The 17987-nt window shown below is 56.4% G+C and carries 14 protein-coding genes; 5 read left to right on the forward strand and 9 right to left on the reverse strand.

The genetic code is table 11. The features are described 5' to 3' along the window. Window positions 1–23: 23 nt before the first annotated feature. From F3J40_RS22710 to proP, 3 genes are all read right to left on the reverse strand, one after another. Window positions 24–995 carry a GGDEF domain-containing protein gene (locus F3J40_RS22710; RefSeq protein WP_167018277.1) on the reverse strand — a complete coding sequence of 324 codons (972 nt, stop codon included), beginning with the start codon at window positions 993–995 and terminating at the stop codon, window positions 24–26. 97 nt (window positions 996–1092) lie between these two features. Continuing rightward, the gene (gene hemB, locus F3J40_RS22715) at window positions 1093–2070 is read right to left on the reverse strand and encodes a porphobilinogen synthase (RefSeq protein WP_167018279.1); all 978 of its coding nucleotides are present in this window, start codon (window positions 2068–2070) and stop codon (window positions 1093–1095) included. Between the two features lie 118 nt (window positions 2071–2188). Then, complete coding sequence (gene proP / locus F3J40_RS22720; RefSeq protein WP_167018281.1) at window positions 2189–3694, reverse strand: glycine betaine/L-proline transporter ProP; 1506 nt, start codon at window positions 3692–3694, stop codon at window positions 2189–2191. A 395-nt stretch (window positions 3695–4089) separates the two neighbouring features. On the opposite strand from proP, the gene F3J40_RS22725 reads away from it, so the two are divergent. After that, window positions 4090–4578, forward strand: a complete 489-nt coding sequence (locus tag F3J40_RS22725) for a hypothetical protein (RefSeq protein ID WP_167018283.1) — start codon at window positions 4090–4092, stop codon at window positions 4576–4578. Here F3J40_RS22725 and F3J40_RS22730 read toward each other — a convergent pair. The 4 genes from F3J40_RS22730 to F3J40_RS22745 all read right to left on the reverse strand — a co-directional run bounded on the left by F3J40_RS22730 (window position 4575) and on the right by F3J40_RS22745 (window position 9694). Next, window positions 4575–6155, reverse strand: a complete 1581-nt coding sequence (locus F3J40_RS22730; RefSeq protein WP_167018285.1) for an EAL domain-containing protein — start codon at window positions 6153–6155, stop codon at window positions 4575–4577. The two genes, F3J40_RS22725 and F3J40_RS22730, sit on opposite strands and share 4 nt — an antisense overlap. Before the next feature lie 225 nt (window positions 6156–6380). After that, the gene (locus F3J40_RS22735; RefSeq protein WP_167018287.1) at window positions 6381–8030 is read right to left on the reverse strand and encodes an ABC transporter permease; all 1650 of its coding nucleotides are present in this window, start codon (window positions 8028–8030) and stop codon (window positions 6381–6383) included. A 1-nt stretch (window position 8031) separates the two neighbouring features. Then, a complete protein-coding gene (locus F3J40_RS22740; RefSeq protein WP_370659875.1) occupies window positions 8032–9003 on the reverse strand; it encodes an ABC transporter substrate-binding protein in 972 nt (323 codons plus the stop codon). Continuing rightward, window positions 8981–9694, reverse strand: coding sequence for an ABC transporter ATP-binding protein (locus F3J40_RS22745; protein WP_167018289.1), 714 nt, complete (start codon window positions 9692–9694; stop codon window positions 8981–8983). The genes F3J40_RS22740 and F3J40_RS22745 overlap by 23 nt, the downstream gene beginning before the upstream one ends. 157 nt (window positions 9695–9851) lie before the next feature. On the opposite strand from F3J40_RS22745, the gene F3J40_RS22750 reads away from it, so the two are divergent. Beyond that, window positions 9852–11069, forward strand: coding sequence for an MFS transporter (locus tag F3J40_RS22750; RefSeq protein ID WP_167018291.1), 1218 nt, complete (start codon window positions 9852–9854; stop codon window positions 11067–11069). On the opposite strand, the gene F3J40_RS22755 is transcribed toward F3J40_RS22750, so the two are convergent. Both F3J40_RS22755 and F3J40_RS22760 read right to left on the reverse strand, forming a co-directional pair. Then, a complete protein-coding gene (locus F3J40_RS22755; RefSeq protein ID WP_167018293.1) occupies window positions 11060–12496 on the reverse strand; it encodes a hypothetical protein in 1437 nt (478 codons plus the stop codon). The genes F3J40_RS22750 and F3J40_RS22755 overlap by 10 nt on opposite strands. A gap of 167 nt (window positions 12497–12663) precedes the next feature. Beyond that, window positions 12664–13479: a TIM barrel protein gene (locus tag F3J40_RS22760; RefSeq protein ID WP_167018295.1), complete on the reverse strand. Its 816-nt coding sequence runs from the start codon at window positions 13477–13479 to the stop codon at window positions 12664–12666. A 446-nt stretch (window positions 13480–13925) separates the two neighbouring features. On the opposite strand from F3J40_RS22760, the gene F3J40_RS22765 reads away from it, so the two are divergent. The 3 genes from F3J40_RS22765 to F3J40_RS22775 all read left to right on the forward strand — a co-directional run. Beyond that, window positions 13926–15431 carry a CoA-acylating methylmalonate-semialdehyde dehydrogenase gene (locus F3J40_RS22765; RefSeq protein WP_017349821.1) on the forward strand — a complete coding sequence of 502 codons (1506 nt, stop codon included), beginning with the start codon at window positions 13926–13928 and terminating at the stop codon, window positions 15429–15431. A gap of 122 nt (window positions 15432–15553) precedes the next feature. Further along, entirely contained in the window at window positions 15554–16369 is an 816-nt protein-coding gene (iolB, locus tag F3J40_RS22770) for a 5-deoxy-glucuronate isomerase (RefSeq protein ID WP_167018297.1), read from the forward strand. 342 nt (window positions 16370–16711) lie between these two features. Continuing rightward, window positions 16712–17987 (forward strand): PAAR domain-containing protein (locus tag F3J40_RS22775; RefSeq protein ID WP_369410964.1); only part of this gene is annotated, 1276 nt, incomplete at its 3' end.

Genomic DNA, 17987 nt, shown 5'->3' on the forward strand with positions numbered 1-17987 from the left:
CGTCGGATTAGCGGCAGGAATCATCACTGCCGCGTCTGGTGCTTCTCGCGTTTGGCTGCATACATGCGTGCATCGCTACCTTCCAGCAACTGCTCCAGGCTCAGTGGATGGAGCGGGTCAAACTCCACGACGCCGCTGGAAAAATGCAGCATATATTGTCGATGAAGGCTTTCCGTGTGCTGCTGCAAATAGTCGTCAAAGCGCAACAACACGCGATGCGCATCATCAAGATGCAGGCCATGGAACAGCACCACAAACTCATCACCGCCGAGGCGTGCAAACAGGTCACCGTTGCGGAAACTCACTTTCATCGCATCGGCGAAATCGATCAACGCGTGATCTCCCTCTTTGTGCCCAAGGGTATCGTTGATCTGCTTGAATTTATCCAGGTCGAGAAAGGTCAGACAGGCAGGCTGATGCTTCACCAGACACTCGTTTAACAGCAGCTGGCCTAGCGTCATAAAGCCACGGCGGTTGGTAATTCGGGTTAACTCATCAGACGTTGCGGTCTGGAAGGCGGTCAGCTCTGATTCCGCCATCGCCGCTAAATCGCGCAGTGTGGTGTAATCCTCGCTGTCGAAATGGCGTGGCTGATGGTCAATAATGCACAGCGTACCCACTTTCGCACCGCTCGGGGTACGCAACGGGCAACCGGCGTAAAAACGGACGGGCAGCTCATTATTCACGAGCGGATTATCATGAAAACGTTCATCTTCCAGCGCGTTTTCCACCACCATCACATCATCTTGCAAGATGGCATGGCCGCAGAAAGAGGTATTACGCGGCGCGGTCTGCGCGGCATAACCAGCGGCAGATTTAAACCACTGATGATCCTCTTCCAGCAAACTCACCAACGCAACTGGCGCATTAAATAGCCGACGGGCAAGACGAGTTAAACGGTCAAAGCGCTCCTCCGCAGGGGTATGCAGCAGATTGAGCGCGCGCAACTGTTGCAGACGTTGGGGTTCGTCTACCGGAAGTTCGGGAGCTTTCATGTGTCCTACTCTTTAATTATAAGAAAACAGGTGTGACTTACTGGTGTTCACGAAAAGCCCTGCGACGGCAAAGCGCAGCCGCAGAGTTTAAAGAGGATCAGAGCACTTTTTGCTCTGCTAAATCAAGGGCAAAATAACTGAAAATCAGGTTGGCACCGGCACGTTTAATGGCACCTAAACTTTCCAGTACCACGCTACGCTCATCAATTGCGCCTGCCTGAGCGGCAAACTTGATCATCGCGTACTCGCCGCTGACCTGGTAAGCCGCCAGGGGCAGCGTAGTGCGTTCGCGAATTTCACGCAGTACGTCGAGATAAGCACCCGCGGGTTTCACCATCAGTGAATCCGCGCCTTCTGCTTCATCCAGCAGTGATTCGCGAATCGCTTCCAGACGGTTCATTGGGTTCATCTGGTAGGTTTTACGGTCGCCTTTCAGCGCGGTGCCTGCGGCTTCACGGAACGGGCCGTAATAAGATGAAGCGAACTTGGTGGAGTAAGACATGATGGCGGTGTCGGTAAAGCCCGCCGCATCCAGTGCCTGACGAATCGCCTTCACCTGACCATCCATTGCTGCCGATGGCGCGATGAAGTCCGCACCGGCCTGCGCAGCCACCACCGCCTGCTTGCCGAGATTAATCAGCGTCTGGTCGTTATCCACACCGTGATCGCACAGCACGCCACAGTGGCCGTGGCTGGTGTACTCGCAGAAACAGGTATCCGACATTACGATCATCTCTGGCACGGTCTCTTTGCAGATGCGTGACATACGCGCGACCAGACCATTCTCCTGCCATGCATCGCTACCGGTGGCATCAGTATGATGAGAAATACCAAACGTCATCACCGAGCGGATACCCGCTTTCGCGATACGTTCAATTTCATACGCGAGACGCTTCTCAGGAATGCGCATCACGCCCGGCATGGCTTCAATCGGTTTGTAATCATCCACGCCTTCTTCAACAAAAATCGGCAAGGCCAGATCGTTGAGGCTCAGCGTGGTTTCCTGGAAGAGTTCGCGCATTTGCGCGCTTTTGCGCAGCCTTCTTGGGCGCTGGATCAGGGAAAAGTCAGACATACTCGTTTCTACACAGTATAAAAAAGTGTCAATAGTGTACTCCTTTTACAGAGCAGGTATGAAGGTTTGTGTGCGGTAGAAAAAGCCCCCTCCAGAGGGAGAGGGCGAGAGAGGCAGATTAGTCGTTAATATCCGGGTGCTGCTGCACCAGGGTCTTACGTTTGGCTTCGAGGCGGGCAATCTCAACGTCGATATCTTCGATCTTCTGCTCGATGTTATCGTGATGCTCTTGCAGGATCTCACGCGCTTCTTCGATATCCGAAGCCGCAGGCGTTGCGCCGCTAAGTGGCTTGTTGGCGGTCTCTTTCATATAGATACCGGTCGCCAGACCAATCACCGCAATTACCATCAGATAGTACGCAGGCATATACAGATTATTGGTGCTCTCAACCAGCCACGCCGCAAGCGTTGGCGTTAAACCTGCCACCAGAACGGAAATGTTAAACGCACTTGCCAGGGCGCTGTAACGAATATGCGTCGGGAACATGGCTGGCAGGGTGGAGGCCATCACGCCGGTAAAGGCGTTGAGGATCACGGCCAGCAGCAGCAGGCCAGCGAAAATCAGCCCCAGCACATTACTGTTGATCAGCATAAAGGCCGGGATGGCGAAGATCAGCAACGCAATACTGCCGATAATCACAAACGGACGACGGCCAAAACGGTCACTCAGCATGCCCATTACCGGCTGCACAAACAGCATACCAATCATAATCGCAATGATGATCAGTACGCCGTGATCTTCGGAGTAGTGCAGGTTATGCGACAGATAGCTCGGCATATAGGTGAGCAGCATGTAGTAGGTGACGTTGGTGGCGATCACCAGTCCGATGCAGGAGAGCAGGCTCTTCCAGTGCTTGCTGGCAATCTCTTTAAACGACACTTTTGGCCCGTCACGCAGGCCTTCACGGTCACCTTGTTCGAGTTTATCCACGTGTTGCTGGAAAGCGGGTGTCTCTTCCAGCGCATGGCGTAGATACAGACCCACAATCCCTAACGGCAGTGCCAGGAAGAACGGCAAACGCCAGCCCCATTCCATAAAGCGATCTTCGCCGATGATGGTGGAGAGCAGTACCACGACACCCGCGCCCAGCACGAAGCCAACGATCGAACCAAAGTCGAGCCAACTGCCCATAAAGCCGCGTTTACGGTCCGGGGAGTATTCGGCGACAAAGATCGAAGCGCCAGTATATTCACCGCCCACTGAGAAGCCCTGGGCCATTTTGGCGAGCAGCAGCAATATCGGTGCCCAGATGCCTATCGAAGCATAAGAGGGGATTAACCCGATACAGAAGGTACTGACGGACATGATGACGATGGTGATGGAGAGGATTTTCTGGCGACCATATTTATCGCCCAACATACCGAAGAACAATCCGCCCAGCGGACGAATAAGGAAGGGAACGGAGAAGGTGGCCAGTGCGGCAATCATCTGGATGCCGGGAGAAGCCCCTGGGAAAAACACTTTCCCTAATGCGTAAGCGACAAAGCCATAAACACCAAAGTCAAACCACTCCATCGCGTTCCCCAGCGACGCAGCAGTAATCGCTTTGCGCAACCGCGCATCATCAATGATGGTGACATCACTGAGCCCAATAGGTTTTACACGCTTCCTACGTAGTTTCATATATTTACCCTGTTCTGGAACATGAAAGTCCTCAACGGTGCGAACCGATTCAGTGCCTTCAGACCGCAGCGTTGAGAAAATTAAAGCATAGCGCTGTTAACGAAATTTCCCTGTCTATGCGTCACAATAATTACTATTAAAATTATTGCTTTCCGCCACAGAGTATAGCGTTTTTATGTGATTGTTGTCACATTTCACCCGAAAGCCCCGTTTCTACTGGCTTTTTCCGCTAAAAATGCTGCGGTTTTCGAAGTGAAAAAAAATTTCGCGGTGCGATTTTAAGAGAATCGTTATAAACATAAGATTAATTTATGCTTTAAAGGGTTTTTCTCCTGCGACTTGCCAGCCGAATCACATTCGGTAATACTCTGCGCCTCGCAGAGGGCGGAGGAATAATGCAAAGAAAAAAGACCGAGCCTTTTACTAATCCCTGGCTGGCGATGATCGACAGTGTAGAAAAAAAATTAATGTATTATGTCGACAAGCACCCGGAGCCTATTAAAGAGGGGATTCCCCATGCCTGGATTCACTGCGGTGAGCGGGCGGAAAGCATGCTGGCGCGTATGGCGGCACATCCCGATGAGCTATTACAGCAGGCGGATGGCTGGTTCAAGGCGGGATGGCTCACCGCTCAGAGCCTGGAACAGATTCGTCGCGTGCAGCGCGTTTGGCAGGAGTTGCAACGCAACCCCACTCGCGGTGCCAGCAGCAGCCCAATGGAAGAGTATCAGCATTTGATGGGGCAGCTGATGCCCACGCTGGAGCGCATCCACCAACGGATGGACGCGCGTCATGGGCAGGAAATAGCGCAAGAAGATGACAGTGTTGAAGTGGCCCTGCGCATCGTGATGAAGCGACGCGAGGGGGGAGACAAGCCGGTTTAATCTACTGCGTCGCCTTCAAGCGGCGTTTTCCCTTCAATTTTCAGCCAGTTGCGTAGCCGATCGTTATCCATCGGGCGGGCATAAAAGAAACCCTGAATAAACATCACCCCGTGCTGACGCAGATAAAGATACTGCAAAGCACTCTCAACCCCTTCGCCCAGCACCTGCAACTGGATCTTATGGCTTAGCGCGATAATGGCATCCAACACCGGCGTCTCGCCGTTGAGTTGCTCAATGGCATTGATAAAGCCACGATCAATTTTCAGGTAATCCAGTTCGAAGGTTTGCAGGTAGCTCAGTGAGCAATGGCCGGTGCCAAAATCATCAATGGCGACTTTAATCCCGCGCTCGCGCAGGGAAGCCAGCTTTGCCGCGACGCCTGGGCCATCTTTGATCAGACTATGTTCCGTGAGCTCCAGCGTGATAGTGAGCTTTTTGTCGGCGATGCGGCGTGCGAAGGTCAGCACATCTTTGACGAAATCCGGGTGCTGCAAATGTTCTGCTGCCACGTTAATCGCGAGATGAAAGCCCGGTTCCACTGCCCATTGCTGCACATCTTCAGCAATCAAATGCAGCACATGATGGGTCAGCGGGATGATCATCTTTTCGCTTTCGGCGGCATTGATGAACATATCGGGTCGCACCAGTTCGCCATTGGGTCGACGCCAGCGCATCAGCGCTTCAACGCCAACGCAACACTGCTTCTCACTGTTGTAGATGGGCTGATAATTCATATGAAACTGCTTCGCCTGAATGGCCCGGCGGATTTCATCACGCCATGAGATGCGCCGCCGCAGCCAGTTGGCGGTGAGCAGCATCAGGAGCAGAGAAAAAATCGCCGCCATGGGCATAAAAATAAACATCACCCGCTGCCATGCGTTGCCCAGTTCGCTGCCGGGTGCAACCAACGTGACATCAATCGGATAGCGGGATGAGCTGGCGTGATACGTCATAGGGTGAAACAGCGAGGTACGATTATCAGGGTGGTTGAGGCTAATAACGCTGCCTCCGCTGAATTGCATGCGCATTTGATAACCCTGTGAACTGCCAACCGCACTCATAAAGTCCAGCAAATACTGGCCGTCAATAATCGCCCAAAAACCCTCTCCGTCCGGCAGCTGGCGGACAAAAACAATCGCTGAGCGATCGGGCACGCCCGCCGTACCGGCAATCGACAGACTCCACCAGGCTTTGCCCGTGACCGGCACGGCGCGGCGGATCATCTGCTGCAAGGTACCTGGGTTATTGCCGTAAGCGGAGGAACAGTTAACGTTATCGCCACGCAACGTGCCGATAGAGCGAAAATAGGCGTTCAGCGTTCCCGCCAGCTGGAGCTGTTTTTCAATTTTGTCGCAGGGTTGGTAGTGATACTGGCGCAGAGAGGTGATCATATTCCATGCGCTGTCACTCATCTTTTCTGCCTGAGAGAGCAGGGTATTGGCCGCGAGAGCCTGTTGATGCTGGACGCTGTTTTTTGCTTCGATGGCGGTACCGATAATGCCCAATACCAGCGGCAACAATCCTGCTAAGACGATCAACAGCCAGCCTAAATCACGTTTTTGTTTTAATGGCGGCACCACGGAGTCCTCTGAAGTGAAATGCGTCAGTCAGGTGGTGCAGGGGCTCACGCAGCATAGCATGTTCCTGCGCCACGCCGAGCGTGCTTTTCGCTGATAAATTCAGCGCCCGCTGACGGTTTATCGACCCGTGAAGCCGGTTTTTTACTTTTATTTTGTGCGCCGGGAAATTTCAGGAAGGGAGGGGATGCCACACCACGCCTGAGCGGCGTGGGTGGCAGTCAATCAATGTTGCTGGCGGTGTAATAATCTCTGGGCCAGAGCCATCAGGGTAAGCGTAGCGACCAGCGTGAGGGTGGCCATTGCCATGCCATCACCCACGGAACCTTGCTCGAACTGCCGCCAGATAAACAGTGCCACGGTTTGGCTGCCTGCGGGGGCTAACAGTAAAGACGTCACCAGCTCGCGCGAGGCGATAGCAAACACCATCATCATGGCGGCAATCAATGCGGGAGCCACCAGCGGTAGCACCACCCAGCGCAGCGCCTGCCAGCGCGATGCGCCGTGTACGCGGGCGGCAGACTCCAGTGCAGGTGAAAGCTGACGCAGCGCACCGCTGACATAGCGCACTGGCCACGGCAGCAGCAGGCAGCAATAGGAAATCAGCAAAATAACCAGCGTGTTATAAGGCGTTACCGGCCAAAACCCGCGATTCCAGACCAAAATCAGGCCCACGCCAATCACCACGCCGGGCATGGCAGCAGGCAGCAGCGCCAGTCCATCCAGCCACGCGAGGCCGCGACTTTTGCCTTCACTGACGCGCGTTGCCACCAGGAAGCCCAACAGCCCGGTCAGCAGTGCGGCGGCCAGCGCCAACCCGATGCTGGTAGAAAATGCGCTTAACGCCTCGCCCTGCGCACTAAACAGCGCGGAGAAATGACGCAGCGACAGGTTACTCCACTCAAGCCCGCCGGAGAGCGTGTTCAGCAGCCCACTGAGGGTCATGGATGACAGCGGCAGTACCACCGCCAGAAACACCGTCAGCCCAAACAACAGCAACATGGGGCAAACCCAGATGCCCGCCTGAATACCTTCGTAAGCACTGGGTTTGCCGTTTTGTGTTGTGACTTCCTGCTGACTCAACCTGCGCTGGAGTAGCCAGGCTGCCAGCGCCACCATGCTCAGCAGCAGCGACAGGCTGGCAGCGCCCGGCAGGTCGATGGGCCAGTCGCCCAGCTTCTGCTCAATGCCTACCGTCATCAAGGTCAGATGTGCGCGGGTGCCCAGTGCTGCTGGCACGCCATACTCATCAATAGCCATGGTGAAGGCCAGCAGCAGGCTGCCCGCCAGCGCAGGCAAAGTCAGGGGCAGGGTGATGTGCCACCAGGCGCGCCACGGGGAAGCGCCATGAACCCGAGCCACGGAAGCCAGCCGTTGCCCATTGCTCAGCAGTGTGCGCGACACTGCGAAGTAGATTACCGGAAAGATATTCAGCGTCATCACCAGCATCATGCCGCTGGCGCTAAAGAGCAGGCCGTCGAAATTGATGCCGGTGAGCTGTTGCACATAGCCGTTGCGTTGCAGCGCCAGCGTCCAGCTTAACGCCGCAATATAGGGCGGCGTCAGGAAAGGCACCACCAACAGCAGGTCCCACAGGGCAGCGCCGGGCAGGCGAAACAGCCCACGCAGGCTACCCAACAGCAGGCCGGGGATCAGGCTACACAGCGCCACCCCGACGCCGATCTTCAGGGTACCAGTCCACATCGGCACCAGTTCGCTGTCATTTAACAGACGCGGTAGGGCGGAAAACGCCCCACTCCAGCGTCCCTCACTGAGCAGCGGGAAGATCGCCTGCAACACAATAAACAGCAGCGGCAGGGCTACCAGCAGCAATAACGCCAGCAAAATAGCCAGGTTGAGCCAGGAGCGTGGCATATTACTGACCAAACAGCGTGCGGAAACGTTGTAGCGTGGCGGCGCGTTCACTGCCTTCGCTGGCGCGCTGCGGCAGCAATTTGATTTCGGTGATCAAAGGGCGCTGCGCTTTGATATCCGTGCGCGCTGGCATCAACCAGGCGGCGGCAACCTGCTGCTGACCTTCTGGCGACAACACGTAATCCACAAAGGCTTTGGCATCGGCGGCGTGCTGGCTGTTTTTCAGAATCATCATCGGACGCGGTACCGCGACGGTGCCATCCTGCGGGAACACGACTTTCACTGACTCCCCCTGGGCAATGTTGTTGTAGGTGACGTAATCCACCGCACCAAACACCGCGGCTTTCGCCCCCTGCAACACCGGTGCGACGGCCTGTGCGTTTGGCCCACTGATCACCAGCCCGTTGCTTTTCAGCCGATCAAAAAGTTGCCACGCCTGTTCGCCTTCGGCGTTTTGCAGCCCGATGAGCAAGTCGGCTGAGGCACCTGACAGCGCCGGATCGGGCATGGTGACGTTGTTTTTAAACGCCGGGCCGGTCAGGTCGCTCCAGCTTTTTGGCTCAGGCGTATTACTTTTGCTGTTCCACACGATGCCCAATGCGGAGATCCCCTGGGCAACGAAATCGGCACTTTTATAGGCGTCCGGTACTTTAGCCGCATTTGGGCTTTGGTAGGGCAGTAGCCAGCCGCGCTGGTGCAGATCTTCTGCGGTATCCCATGACGCGGAGATCAGCACATCGGCCTGCGGATTGGCTTGTTCTGCTTCCAGGCGCGCCATGACTTTGCCAGTGGTGGCCTGGAAAATATTCACTTTGATCCCGGTCTGCTTCTCAAAGCCGCTCGCCAGGCTTTTGGCCAGCGCACCGGGGCCAGCGGTATAAACCGTGAGGGCGTGGGCTTCTTGCATCATCATGGCACTGGTCATCATCAGGGCGGCAAGCGCGCTGGTTTTAAAACGGTTGTGTGAGGGCATCGGGGTTTCCTGCGTTCTGGGTGATGGAGTGAACCTGGCCCTGTGCCAGGTGGACAATACGGTCGGCAATGATGTTCGCTTCTTCACGGTCATGGGTGACGTACACCGCAGTGGTGCCACTCTGGCGCAGCAGCTGTTTCATGCTGTGGGCCAGCGATTCACGCAGATCCCGGTCGAGGTTGGAGAGCGGTTCATCAAACAGCAGAATGGCGGGTTCGGCGATCAAGGCTCGGGCTAGCGCCACACGCTGCTGCTGGCCGCCGGAGAGCGCGGAAGGTTTTCGTTGGGCAAAGCCTTCCAGCCCCACGCGCATCAGCATCTCTTCCACGCGCGAGTGAAGCGTGGCTTTCTCCACGCCGCGCATACGCAGCGGAAAGGCGACATTTTGGGCAACGCTCATATGCGGCCACAGGGCGTAGTCCTGAAAAACCATGCCGAGCTGGCGGCCTTCTGGCGGGGTGCAGAAACGGGCGGAAGCCATGCAGCGATCGTCAAACCAGATCTCGCCGCTTTCTGGCTGGGTCAGGCCCGCCAGCAGTTTTAACAGGGTGCTTTTGCCACAGCCGGAGGGGCCGAGCAGGGCAACGGTTTCACCCGCCGGGAAGGTGAGTGACAGGTTGTGCAATATGCGCTGCTTCCCAACTGACCAGTTGAGATCGCGCACTGCCACCAGAACAGGTGCAGGCTTCATCAGATTGTGATCCTCTTTGGGATTTACTGTCGGCTAGTCTGGCGATGGGATATGACGAAATGATGAAGCAGCGCACCCGCGTGAGTGCAAGCTGTGGCAAAAGCGGTATAGTGATTTTACCGTAAGCAAATTCAATCAATCACGAGCGCAATACGTCATGCCCCAACCAGCCACACCAGCAGCGGCTCCCAGCGGTTTTCAGCTCAACCTGGTCATTCTCTCGATTGTGATTTTCAATTTCGCCAGCTATCTCACCATCGGTTTGCCGCTGGCCGTACTGCCGGGTTTTGTCCATGACAGCCTGGGATATAGCGCCTTTTGGGCCGGTCTGGTGATTAGCCTGCAATATGTTGCCACGCTGATTACTCGCCCTCATGCCGGACGGTATGCCGACCTTTGGGGACCGAAACGCGTGGTAGTGTTTGGCATGGCGGGATGTCTGGTCAGCGGCGTCTTCACCCTGTTGGCTGCGTTCACGCAGCACACGCCAGTGATTAGCCTGGTACTGTTGTGCATTGGGCGGCTCATCCTGGGCACCGGGCAGAGTTTCTGCGGCACCGGCACCTCACTGTGGGGCGTGGCAAAGGTGGGATCGCTGCACATTGGTCGCGTCATTTCGTGGAACGGGATTGTCACCTATGGGGCGATGGCGATTGGTGCGCCACTGGGCGTGGTGATCTATCGCACTGGGGGATTGTTGTGGCTGGCGGCTGTGGTTATTACGATATGCGTGCTGGGGATTGCGCTGGCGCTGCCAAAGCCCGGTGTTAAAGGCAGTAAAAGCAAGCCGCTCCCGTTTCGCGCCGTGCTGGGGAAGGTGTATGGCTACGGCCTGATTCTGGCAATGGGTTCCGCCGGATTTGGCGTGATTGCGACCTTTATTACGCTGTTCTATCAGGCGCGTGGTTGGGAAGGGGCGGCTTTTGCGCTCTCGCTCTTCAGTGCTGCTTTTGTCGGCACGAGGCTGCTGTTCCCGAATGCGATTAATCGTCATGGCGGGCTATTCGTGGCGGCAGTGTGTCTTGCCGTGGAAGCAATGGGGCTGTTTTTCGTCGCGGGTGCGTTTGCCCCCTGGCTGGCTAATTTGGGCGCGTTTCTTACCGGAGCGGGTTTCTCGCTGGTGTTCCCGGCAATTGGCGTGGTGGCCGTTAAGCGCGTGCCGCAGCAAAACCAGGGCAGCGCACTGGCAACCTATACGGCGTTTATGGACCTTTCCCTTGGCATCACCGGCCCGCTGGCGGGTTTGATCATGAGCCTGGTGGGGTTTTCATTTGTTTACCTGCTGACCGGATTATTGGTGTGCCTGGCGCTCTACTGCACGCTGCGTCTACGGCGACGTGAGCCGGAAACGCCCAGCGAAGTCCATCAGGGATGAGGGATAAGATGGTCGCGGATCATGTGTTGAAACTCAGCAAGCGTATCGTCCGTGATATCCACTCGGCGCAGCAGGTTTTCATACTCTAGCCGTGCCAGGCAGAAATTGGCGTTGATCTGACAACTGGCTGCCACTTCCTCAACGCTAAAGTTGGGGTAGGTGCGCAGCAGATAGAGCGCATGCCCCATTGGCTCATAGTTTTTAAGAAAACGATCCCACTGAATGGTGTCGCGCGCGAGCAGATCAAAATCGGTGTTACTGCGGATGTGCATCTTAGTGGCTAGCGCCCGAAGTGAGAGGTGTGGCGCGCGCAGCAGCGTTTTTTTCGCCATATTCAGCATCTCGCCGGGGATGCCTGTTTGATTGCGGCGCTGTTCTGTCAGCCGCAGACACTCAACGTCAATATGATGCAGGATACCCAACCGCTTTGCGGCTTGTAATGCGGTCATGGCTGGTGTTTTACGCAAGAGCGCTTGTGCCTGATTGAGTTTTTCATCGCTAGCGTGCAGCGGGTGCAGATACTGTGTGTAGCGGCGGCAAAAGTCGCGATCCTCCTGCTCACGTTGCAGCAAGCGGCGCTCTGCGGGGTGGGTAATGACAAATCTTTCCGCGATAGTTTCCCAGTTATTTTCCCCCTCCGCGCGCAGTGCTCGTCGAGCACTGTTCATAACGTCATCGCTGACGTAAACGCTATCACGCTGTTCAACCTCATGGCGTAAGTGGCGCAGGTCCCAATGGCTAACCAGGTTATGCTGCTCTGCCGCTTGCTCAGCCGAGAGGCCTGGCTGCTCGTAGAGGGCATCCCGCGCCTGGTTCATCCGCTCCAGCGTGGCGGGCGGCGCATCCCGCCACTGTTCCACAAAAGTCAGGTAGAGCTTATCCATACCATTACGAATAGCTAACTGCTGTGCCACTTGCTCTGCGCCCATTCTGGGCTGGCGTTCCAGCATCTTCAGTGCGCTATGCATTTTGGCTGTCGGGGTTATCTCGCGCAGTCGGGCCCGAATCTCTACGGCATTCAGGCGGTTATACAGGGCATGGTAGTTCGCCCCCAGCAGCATCAGGCTGCCTTCATCGGTATCTTCACCGTTAAGCCCCGCGAACAGGCCAAAACCCAGCTCCTGTAACGCTTCCACGCTGTTGTAATAGCGCTCAAGGTAGCGTTGCGCTGCAACATCGGTTTGCAGCCTGAGGGCTGGCAGCTGAAGCAGTTTCTCTTCCAGTGCCTGCGTCATTAACGTTACGGCGGGGGTCTCCGGTGTTGTCGCCTGGCGGAGGTTATCCAGCAGTCGCCGCGCCTGGACTCTGTCGTCCAATGGCTGACTGGCAACCCATTGCCGCGCCTGGTGTGAAGTCTGGATGCTTTGAGGGAGGTTGATCAGGCTGCGGTCATGACCGGCTGGCTGAAGGTGATGCACTGGTTGCATAAGTTTTCACAGACAGAAGAGAGGTGCTACTGGGTGGCAGGAAATAAGGCAGGGTTCATTGACGAGAAAAGAAGAAAAAAGCGGCCTCCGACCGAGGCCAAAAAATGTGTCCGCAGACACAGATAAGGATCTGTGGTGCGGAGCCGGCAAACCGACTCCGCGCGATACTAGCCTTGCAGCAAGGCGATACTGTGGCGAATTTGTTGTTCTATCTCCTTTTCATCCCAGCTGCTCAGCACAGAAGAGAAAGGTTCAAAGGCGTAGATGCCTTTATAGCCTCGTTTCTCCAGTGCCTGTACCTGCTGCACACTTTTCAGCAGGTCTTCTTCGGTTAACATAATGCGTTCTTCGTCGGTCAGCGCTGCGGTGGGGCGTGGATCTTCCACCCCAGACAGGTGTACCAGACCAATGTCCGGCGTAATGTCCGCGTTGGCCTGCTCCTGCTCTGCATTTTCATACAGATGGTGATGGAAGGTATCCAGCACCAGTTGGAACGGCAGATTGGCTTCGCGGATCAGATTGCGTGCTTCAACCGCCGAACGCAGAGAACTGACAGGGAAGCCCAGCGGCTCAACCAGACCTTTCACGCCATATTTTTCAAACAACGGTGCCAGGGTTTTCAGCGCCGCCAGCGTAGTTTGTGTATCAATGCGGGTGCCGTCGTTCAGCGGGCACATCACCAGTGCCTGTGCGCCAATACTTTTCGCCTCTTGCAGCAGTGCTTCAGCACGGGCCAGCAGATCATCGCTGATCTGGTTGAACGGATAGAGCGCATTAATGGTAATAATTTCAATGTTGTACTTTTCCGTCAGCGCACGAAGCTGTTCCGGGGTCAAATCATCGGTGACTTTTCCACTCGGCATATCGTTACGCAACTCCACTTTGTGCAGGCCGAGACGCGTGACCAACTGGAAGAAGGCTTCAATAGACAGATTCGGTGCGATTTTACGGTTGATGCAAAAACGGGTTGGATCGATAGCCATGGAAACGGCTCCTGTAGGTAAGGTAAGCAAGTACACGTCAGTAAGAAGCGAAACAAAAAATCAGCCCTAAAGAAAACATTTATTTCATTTTAAGTGAATTATGAAATGTAGATTATTAGATCTCCCTCGCAATAATTTCATTTTCCGTTTCTGGCTCTGGTAAAAAACGTGGCGATATGACGTGGTAAAACACCTTTCTGAGCGGGGTGATAGGGGTTAGAGCGCTAATCATGGCGGGCAGTGTGGACGTTTCAGTTTTGTAATGCACCTGTGAAGAAAAATGCGATCCAGGCCTCTAAAATTGAATCTTTCAAAAAGATTTATTTGAAAAATTTATTCCACTGTAATAGGTTCATACCACGCTTTTCGGTTTTGCCTGGTCAGGCAGCGTGATCTCAAGCACGGCAGCTCTGCAGGGAACTCATCACATTCAAAGAGGCAACAACATGACTATCGTAGGAAACTTTATTGGCGGTCAAACGACCTTCAGCGCCAGCAACGAAACCATCCCTGTGTACGATCCTGCCACTGGTAAAGTGGTACGTGAGCTGACGCAAAGCACTGCTGATGAAGTCGCCCATGCGATTGAAGTCGCTCATGCCGCTTTCCCGGCCTGGTCTCGTACTTCACCGCTGCGTCGTGCTCGCGTGTTGTTCAACTTTAAAGCGCTGATGGAACAGCACCGTGATGAGCTGGCCGCACTGATTGTTTCTGAACACGGTAAAGTGTGGTCGGATGCGCTGGGCGAGCTGACGCGTGGTATTGAAGTCATTGAATTTGCTTGTGGTATTCCACACCTGATCAAAGGCGAATACTCCGCTAACGTCGGTACTGGCGTTGACAGCTACTCGCTGATGCAGCCGGTTGGCGTTGTTGCGGGTATCACGCCATTTAACTTCCCGGCGATGGTGCCACTGTGGATGTTCCCAATCGCACTGGCGTGCGGTAACACCTTCGTTCTTAAGCCACCAGCCCTGGACCCATCAGCCGCCGTGCGCATGGCTGAACTGCTGACTGAAGCAGGCTTGCCAGATGGCGTATTCAACGTGGTACACAGCTCTAACGAAGATGCTGAGCAGCTGTACAAAGACCCACGTATTGCCGCTGTGAGCTTCGTGGGTTCTTCCGGCGTTGCGGAACACATCTATACCACCGCCAGCGCACACGGTAAGCGCGTGCAGGCGTTTGGTGCAGCGAAAAACCACGCTATCGTCATGCCAGATGCGGATCTGGATGCCACCGTAAACGCCATCATGGGCGGTGCATTTGGTTCAGCGGGTGAACGCTGCATGGCGCTGCCGGTTGTGGTTGCTGTGGGTGATGAAACCGCAGACAAACTGATCAGCCGTCTGACGCCGCTGGTGAAAGCCCTGCGCGTTGGCCCTGGCCACAAGCAAGGCGCAGAAGAGAATGAAATGGGGCCGGTGGTTTCTGCCGCGCACCAGAAGAAAGTACTGGGCTACATCGACAAAGGTGAGCAGGAAGGCGCGACCCTGATTGTTGATGGTCGTAACTATCAGGTGCCGGGCCACGCAGAAGGTTACTACGTTGGCGGTACGCTGTTCGACAACGTGACCACGGATATGACCATCTGGCGTGAAGAGATCTTTGGACCGGTGCTGAGCATTGTGCGTGCGCCAGACTACCAGAGCGCCCTGAAACTGGTTAACAGCCATGAATTCGGCAACGGCAGCGCTATCTTCACCAGCAACGGCAACACCGCTCGCGACTTCGTGCAGGAAGTTGAAGCGGGCATGGTTGGCGTGAACGTGCCCGTACCGGTGCCAATGGCCTTCCACAGCTTTGGTGGCTGGAAGCGTTCTGTGTTCGGTGCCCTGAACGTGCATGGTCCAGACGGCGTGCGTTTCTACACCCGCATGAAGACCGCCACAGCGCGCTGGCCGAGCGGTCAGCAGACGGTGTCTGAGTTCAGTATGCCAACGCTGGGCTAATCTTATCCGGCCAGGCGTTGATTGGGCTGCAGTGGGCGAAATGCCGCTGCAGCCCATCTGCTATTAATTCCCTGCGCGTTGCGACCCTACTGCCGTAACGCGAAGTATGACGGAGGATCAGGATGTCTTTACTCGCAAAAGCACAGAAGCCGGACAGCAACGGTCGTATTCAACACGTCACGCCGGAGAATGCAGGCTGGCGTTACGTTGGCTTTGATGCCTATCTGCTAAAAAAAGGCGATACGCTGCGTTTGAATAGCGGAGATAAAGAGCTGTGTCTGGTACTGGTTGCCGGGCTGGCCTCGGTAAAAACGCGCAACGCTGAATTCCCGAGCATCGGCAGACGTATGTCGCCGTTCGAGCGCATCCCTCCTTATTCTGTCTATGTCCCACACAACGATGAGGTTGAAGTGGTGGCGGAGAGCGATTTGGAACTGGCGGTGTGTAATGCGCCGAGCCAGGGCAACCTGCCTGCGCGTCTGATTGCGCCGGGCGATGTCGGCGTCGAACAGCGCGGCAAAGGGCACAATAAGCGTCTGGTTCATAACATTCTGCCGGATGACAAACCGGCTGATAGCCTGCTGGTGGTGGAAGTCTATACCAACGAAGGCGATACCAGCTCTTACCCGAGCCACAAGCACGACCAGGAAGACAGCGAAAACGAAACCTACCTTGAAGAGACTTACTATCATCGCTTCGACCCGGAACCTGGTTTTGCCTTGCAGCGCGTCTACACCGATGACCGCTCGCTGGATGAAGCCATGGCCCCGTACAACCGCGATGTGGTAACCGTGCCGCGCGGCTATCACCCGGTGGCAACCATTGCAGGCTACAACAACTACTACCTGAACGTGATGGCAGGACCGGTGCGTCTGTGGAAATTCACCTGGGAGAAAGATCACGCCTGGGTTAACAGCGACCAGTATCCACGCGGCTGAGTTTTAGGGGCTGGCGACTGCGCTGGCCCCGTTATTTGTCTTTTTATCCGCACTTTTTTTCCTGCTTGTTTCCCAGCATAACCCCCTTAATCATCAGCCAGCCTGTTGCTTTCGCGATGCATTATTCCAGCCGTTCTCCGCTGCTGGCAGGATGTTTTTTCGCGGCAAGGCGAGTGGGCTGAACCGCTAACGATCTGAGCTGTTTTTTGCGCCATCCTCCGATTGACATCATGCTTAAATTTTGTGAATGTTCCGCCGGTTATCTTTAAGACATTTCGCACCATTTCGGACTTCATGCCGGGGCGATCCCCTGACTGATGCCGCACGTAAGGACAGAGCGCAGTGAGCGACGGATACGCGGCCCGCATGGGCGACCCGATTATTCACACCACGCTGCTGGCGGACATCATCAGCGTGGTGGCCGAAACCGCCACCTACGGTCTGGCAGGCGCTTACGTGATGGCCGCCGCCACCGCCGCCGCGCCGTTTGTGGCGGCCGGGGCCGTGGCGATGACCGTCACCGCCATCAGCAGCAGTTGTGTACTCAGCGGCATTGTGGTCGGGGCGGTAGCGTCCCTGACCGGGGCCTCCTCCGTTATCAGCAACATGGCCGACAGCCTCGGCAACGCCATCTCTCCCCCCGGCAAGGCGGGGACCATTTCGACTGGTTCGCCGGACGTCTTTATCAACGGTCTCCCCGCCGCCCGCGCGGCAGGTATGCCGACGCTCAGCGCAGACAGCGCCTCAAATATCGACCCGCAGCCCCCTGAGACCTTTGCCGACTACGGCGGCTGGCTGCTGGGCATGGCGGGCGGCATGGCGCAGATGCTGTGGCAGCCGGTGATCGCGACGGCGGCCAAAGGCACCGTCGCGCTGGAAGAGGACCGGGTGAGCTGCGAGAAGCACAGCGGCCCGCAGTACCTGGCAGAAGGCTCCTCCAGCGTGTTTATCAACGGCCACCCGGCGGTGCGCAGCGGGGACCAGACCACCTGCGGCGGCAAGGTGGGCGGCACGGTGTCGCCCAACGTGATTATCGGCGGCAAGCCGCTGGTGGTGCGCGACATCCTCAGCGGCAAGCAGCCGGGGCTGAACCTGGTGCCGCTGGCGCTGGGGCTGATACGCGGGCGGCCGGGCAGCCTCCTGCGCAACATGTCCTGCATCTTCGCGGCGGCAGCGGCGGGGATGGCGGCGGATGCGGCGTTCAGCCACGTGTTTGCGTCGGGCAACCCGGTGCACGCGGCAACCGGCGTCAAGGTCCTCAACGACGAGGCAGATCTCGATTTTACCGCCCCGGCGCATTTTCCCCTGCGCTGGCAGCGCTGCTACAACAGCCTGAATCCGCGCAGCGGCATGCACGGCCCCGGCTGGTCGACGCTGTTTGACGAAGTCATTTTGCTGGAGGGCGACCGGGCCACCTGGCACGAGCAAAGCGGACGCACCCTCAGCTTTACCCTGCCTGCGCCGGACGGGGCGCTGTACAGCGTGAGCGAGGGGCTGATTATCCGCCGCAACCCGCAGGGCGACGTGCTGATTGCCGACGACGACGGGGCGGCCTGGCGGCTGTTCCGCGCCACGCCGGGCGAGCCGCAGCGCCTGCGGCTGGCGACGCTCAGCGACG

The organism is Candidatus Pantoea multigeneris (assembly GCF_011752615.1).
GTDB lineage: Bacteria > Pseudomonadota > Gammaproteobacteria > Enterobacterales > Enterobacteriaceae > Pantoea > Pantoea multigeneris.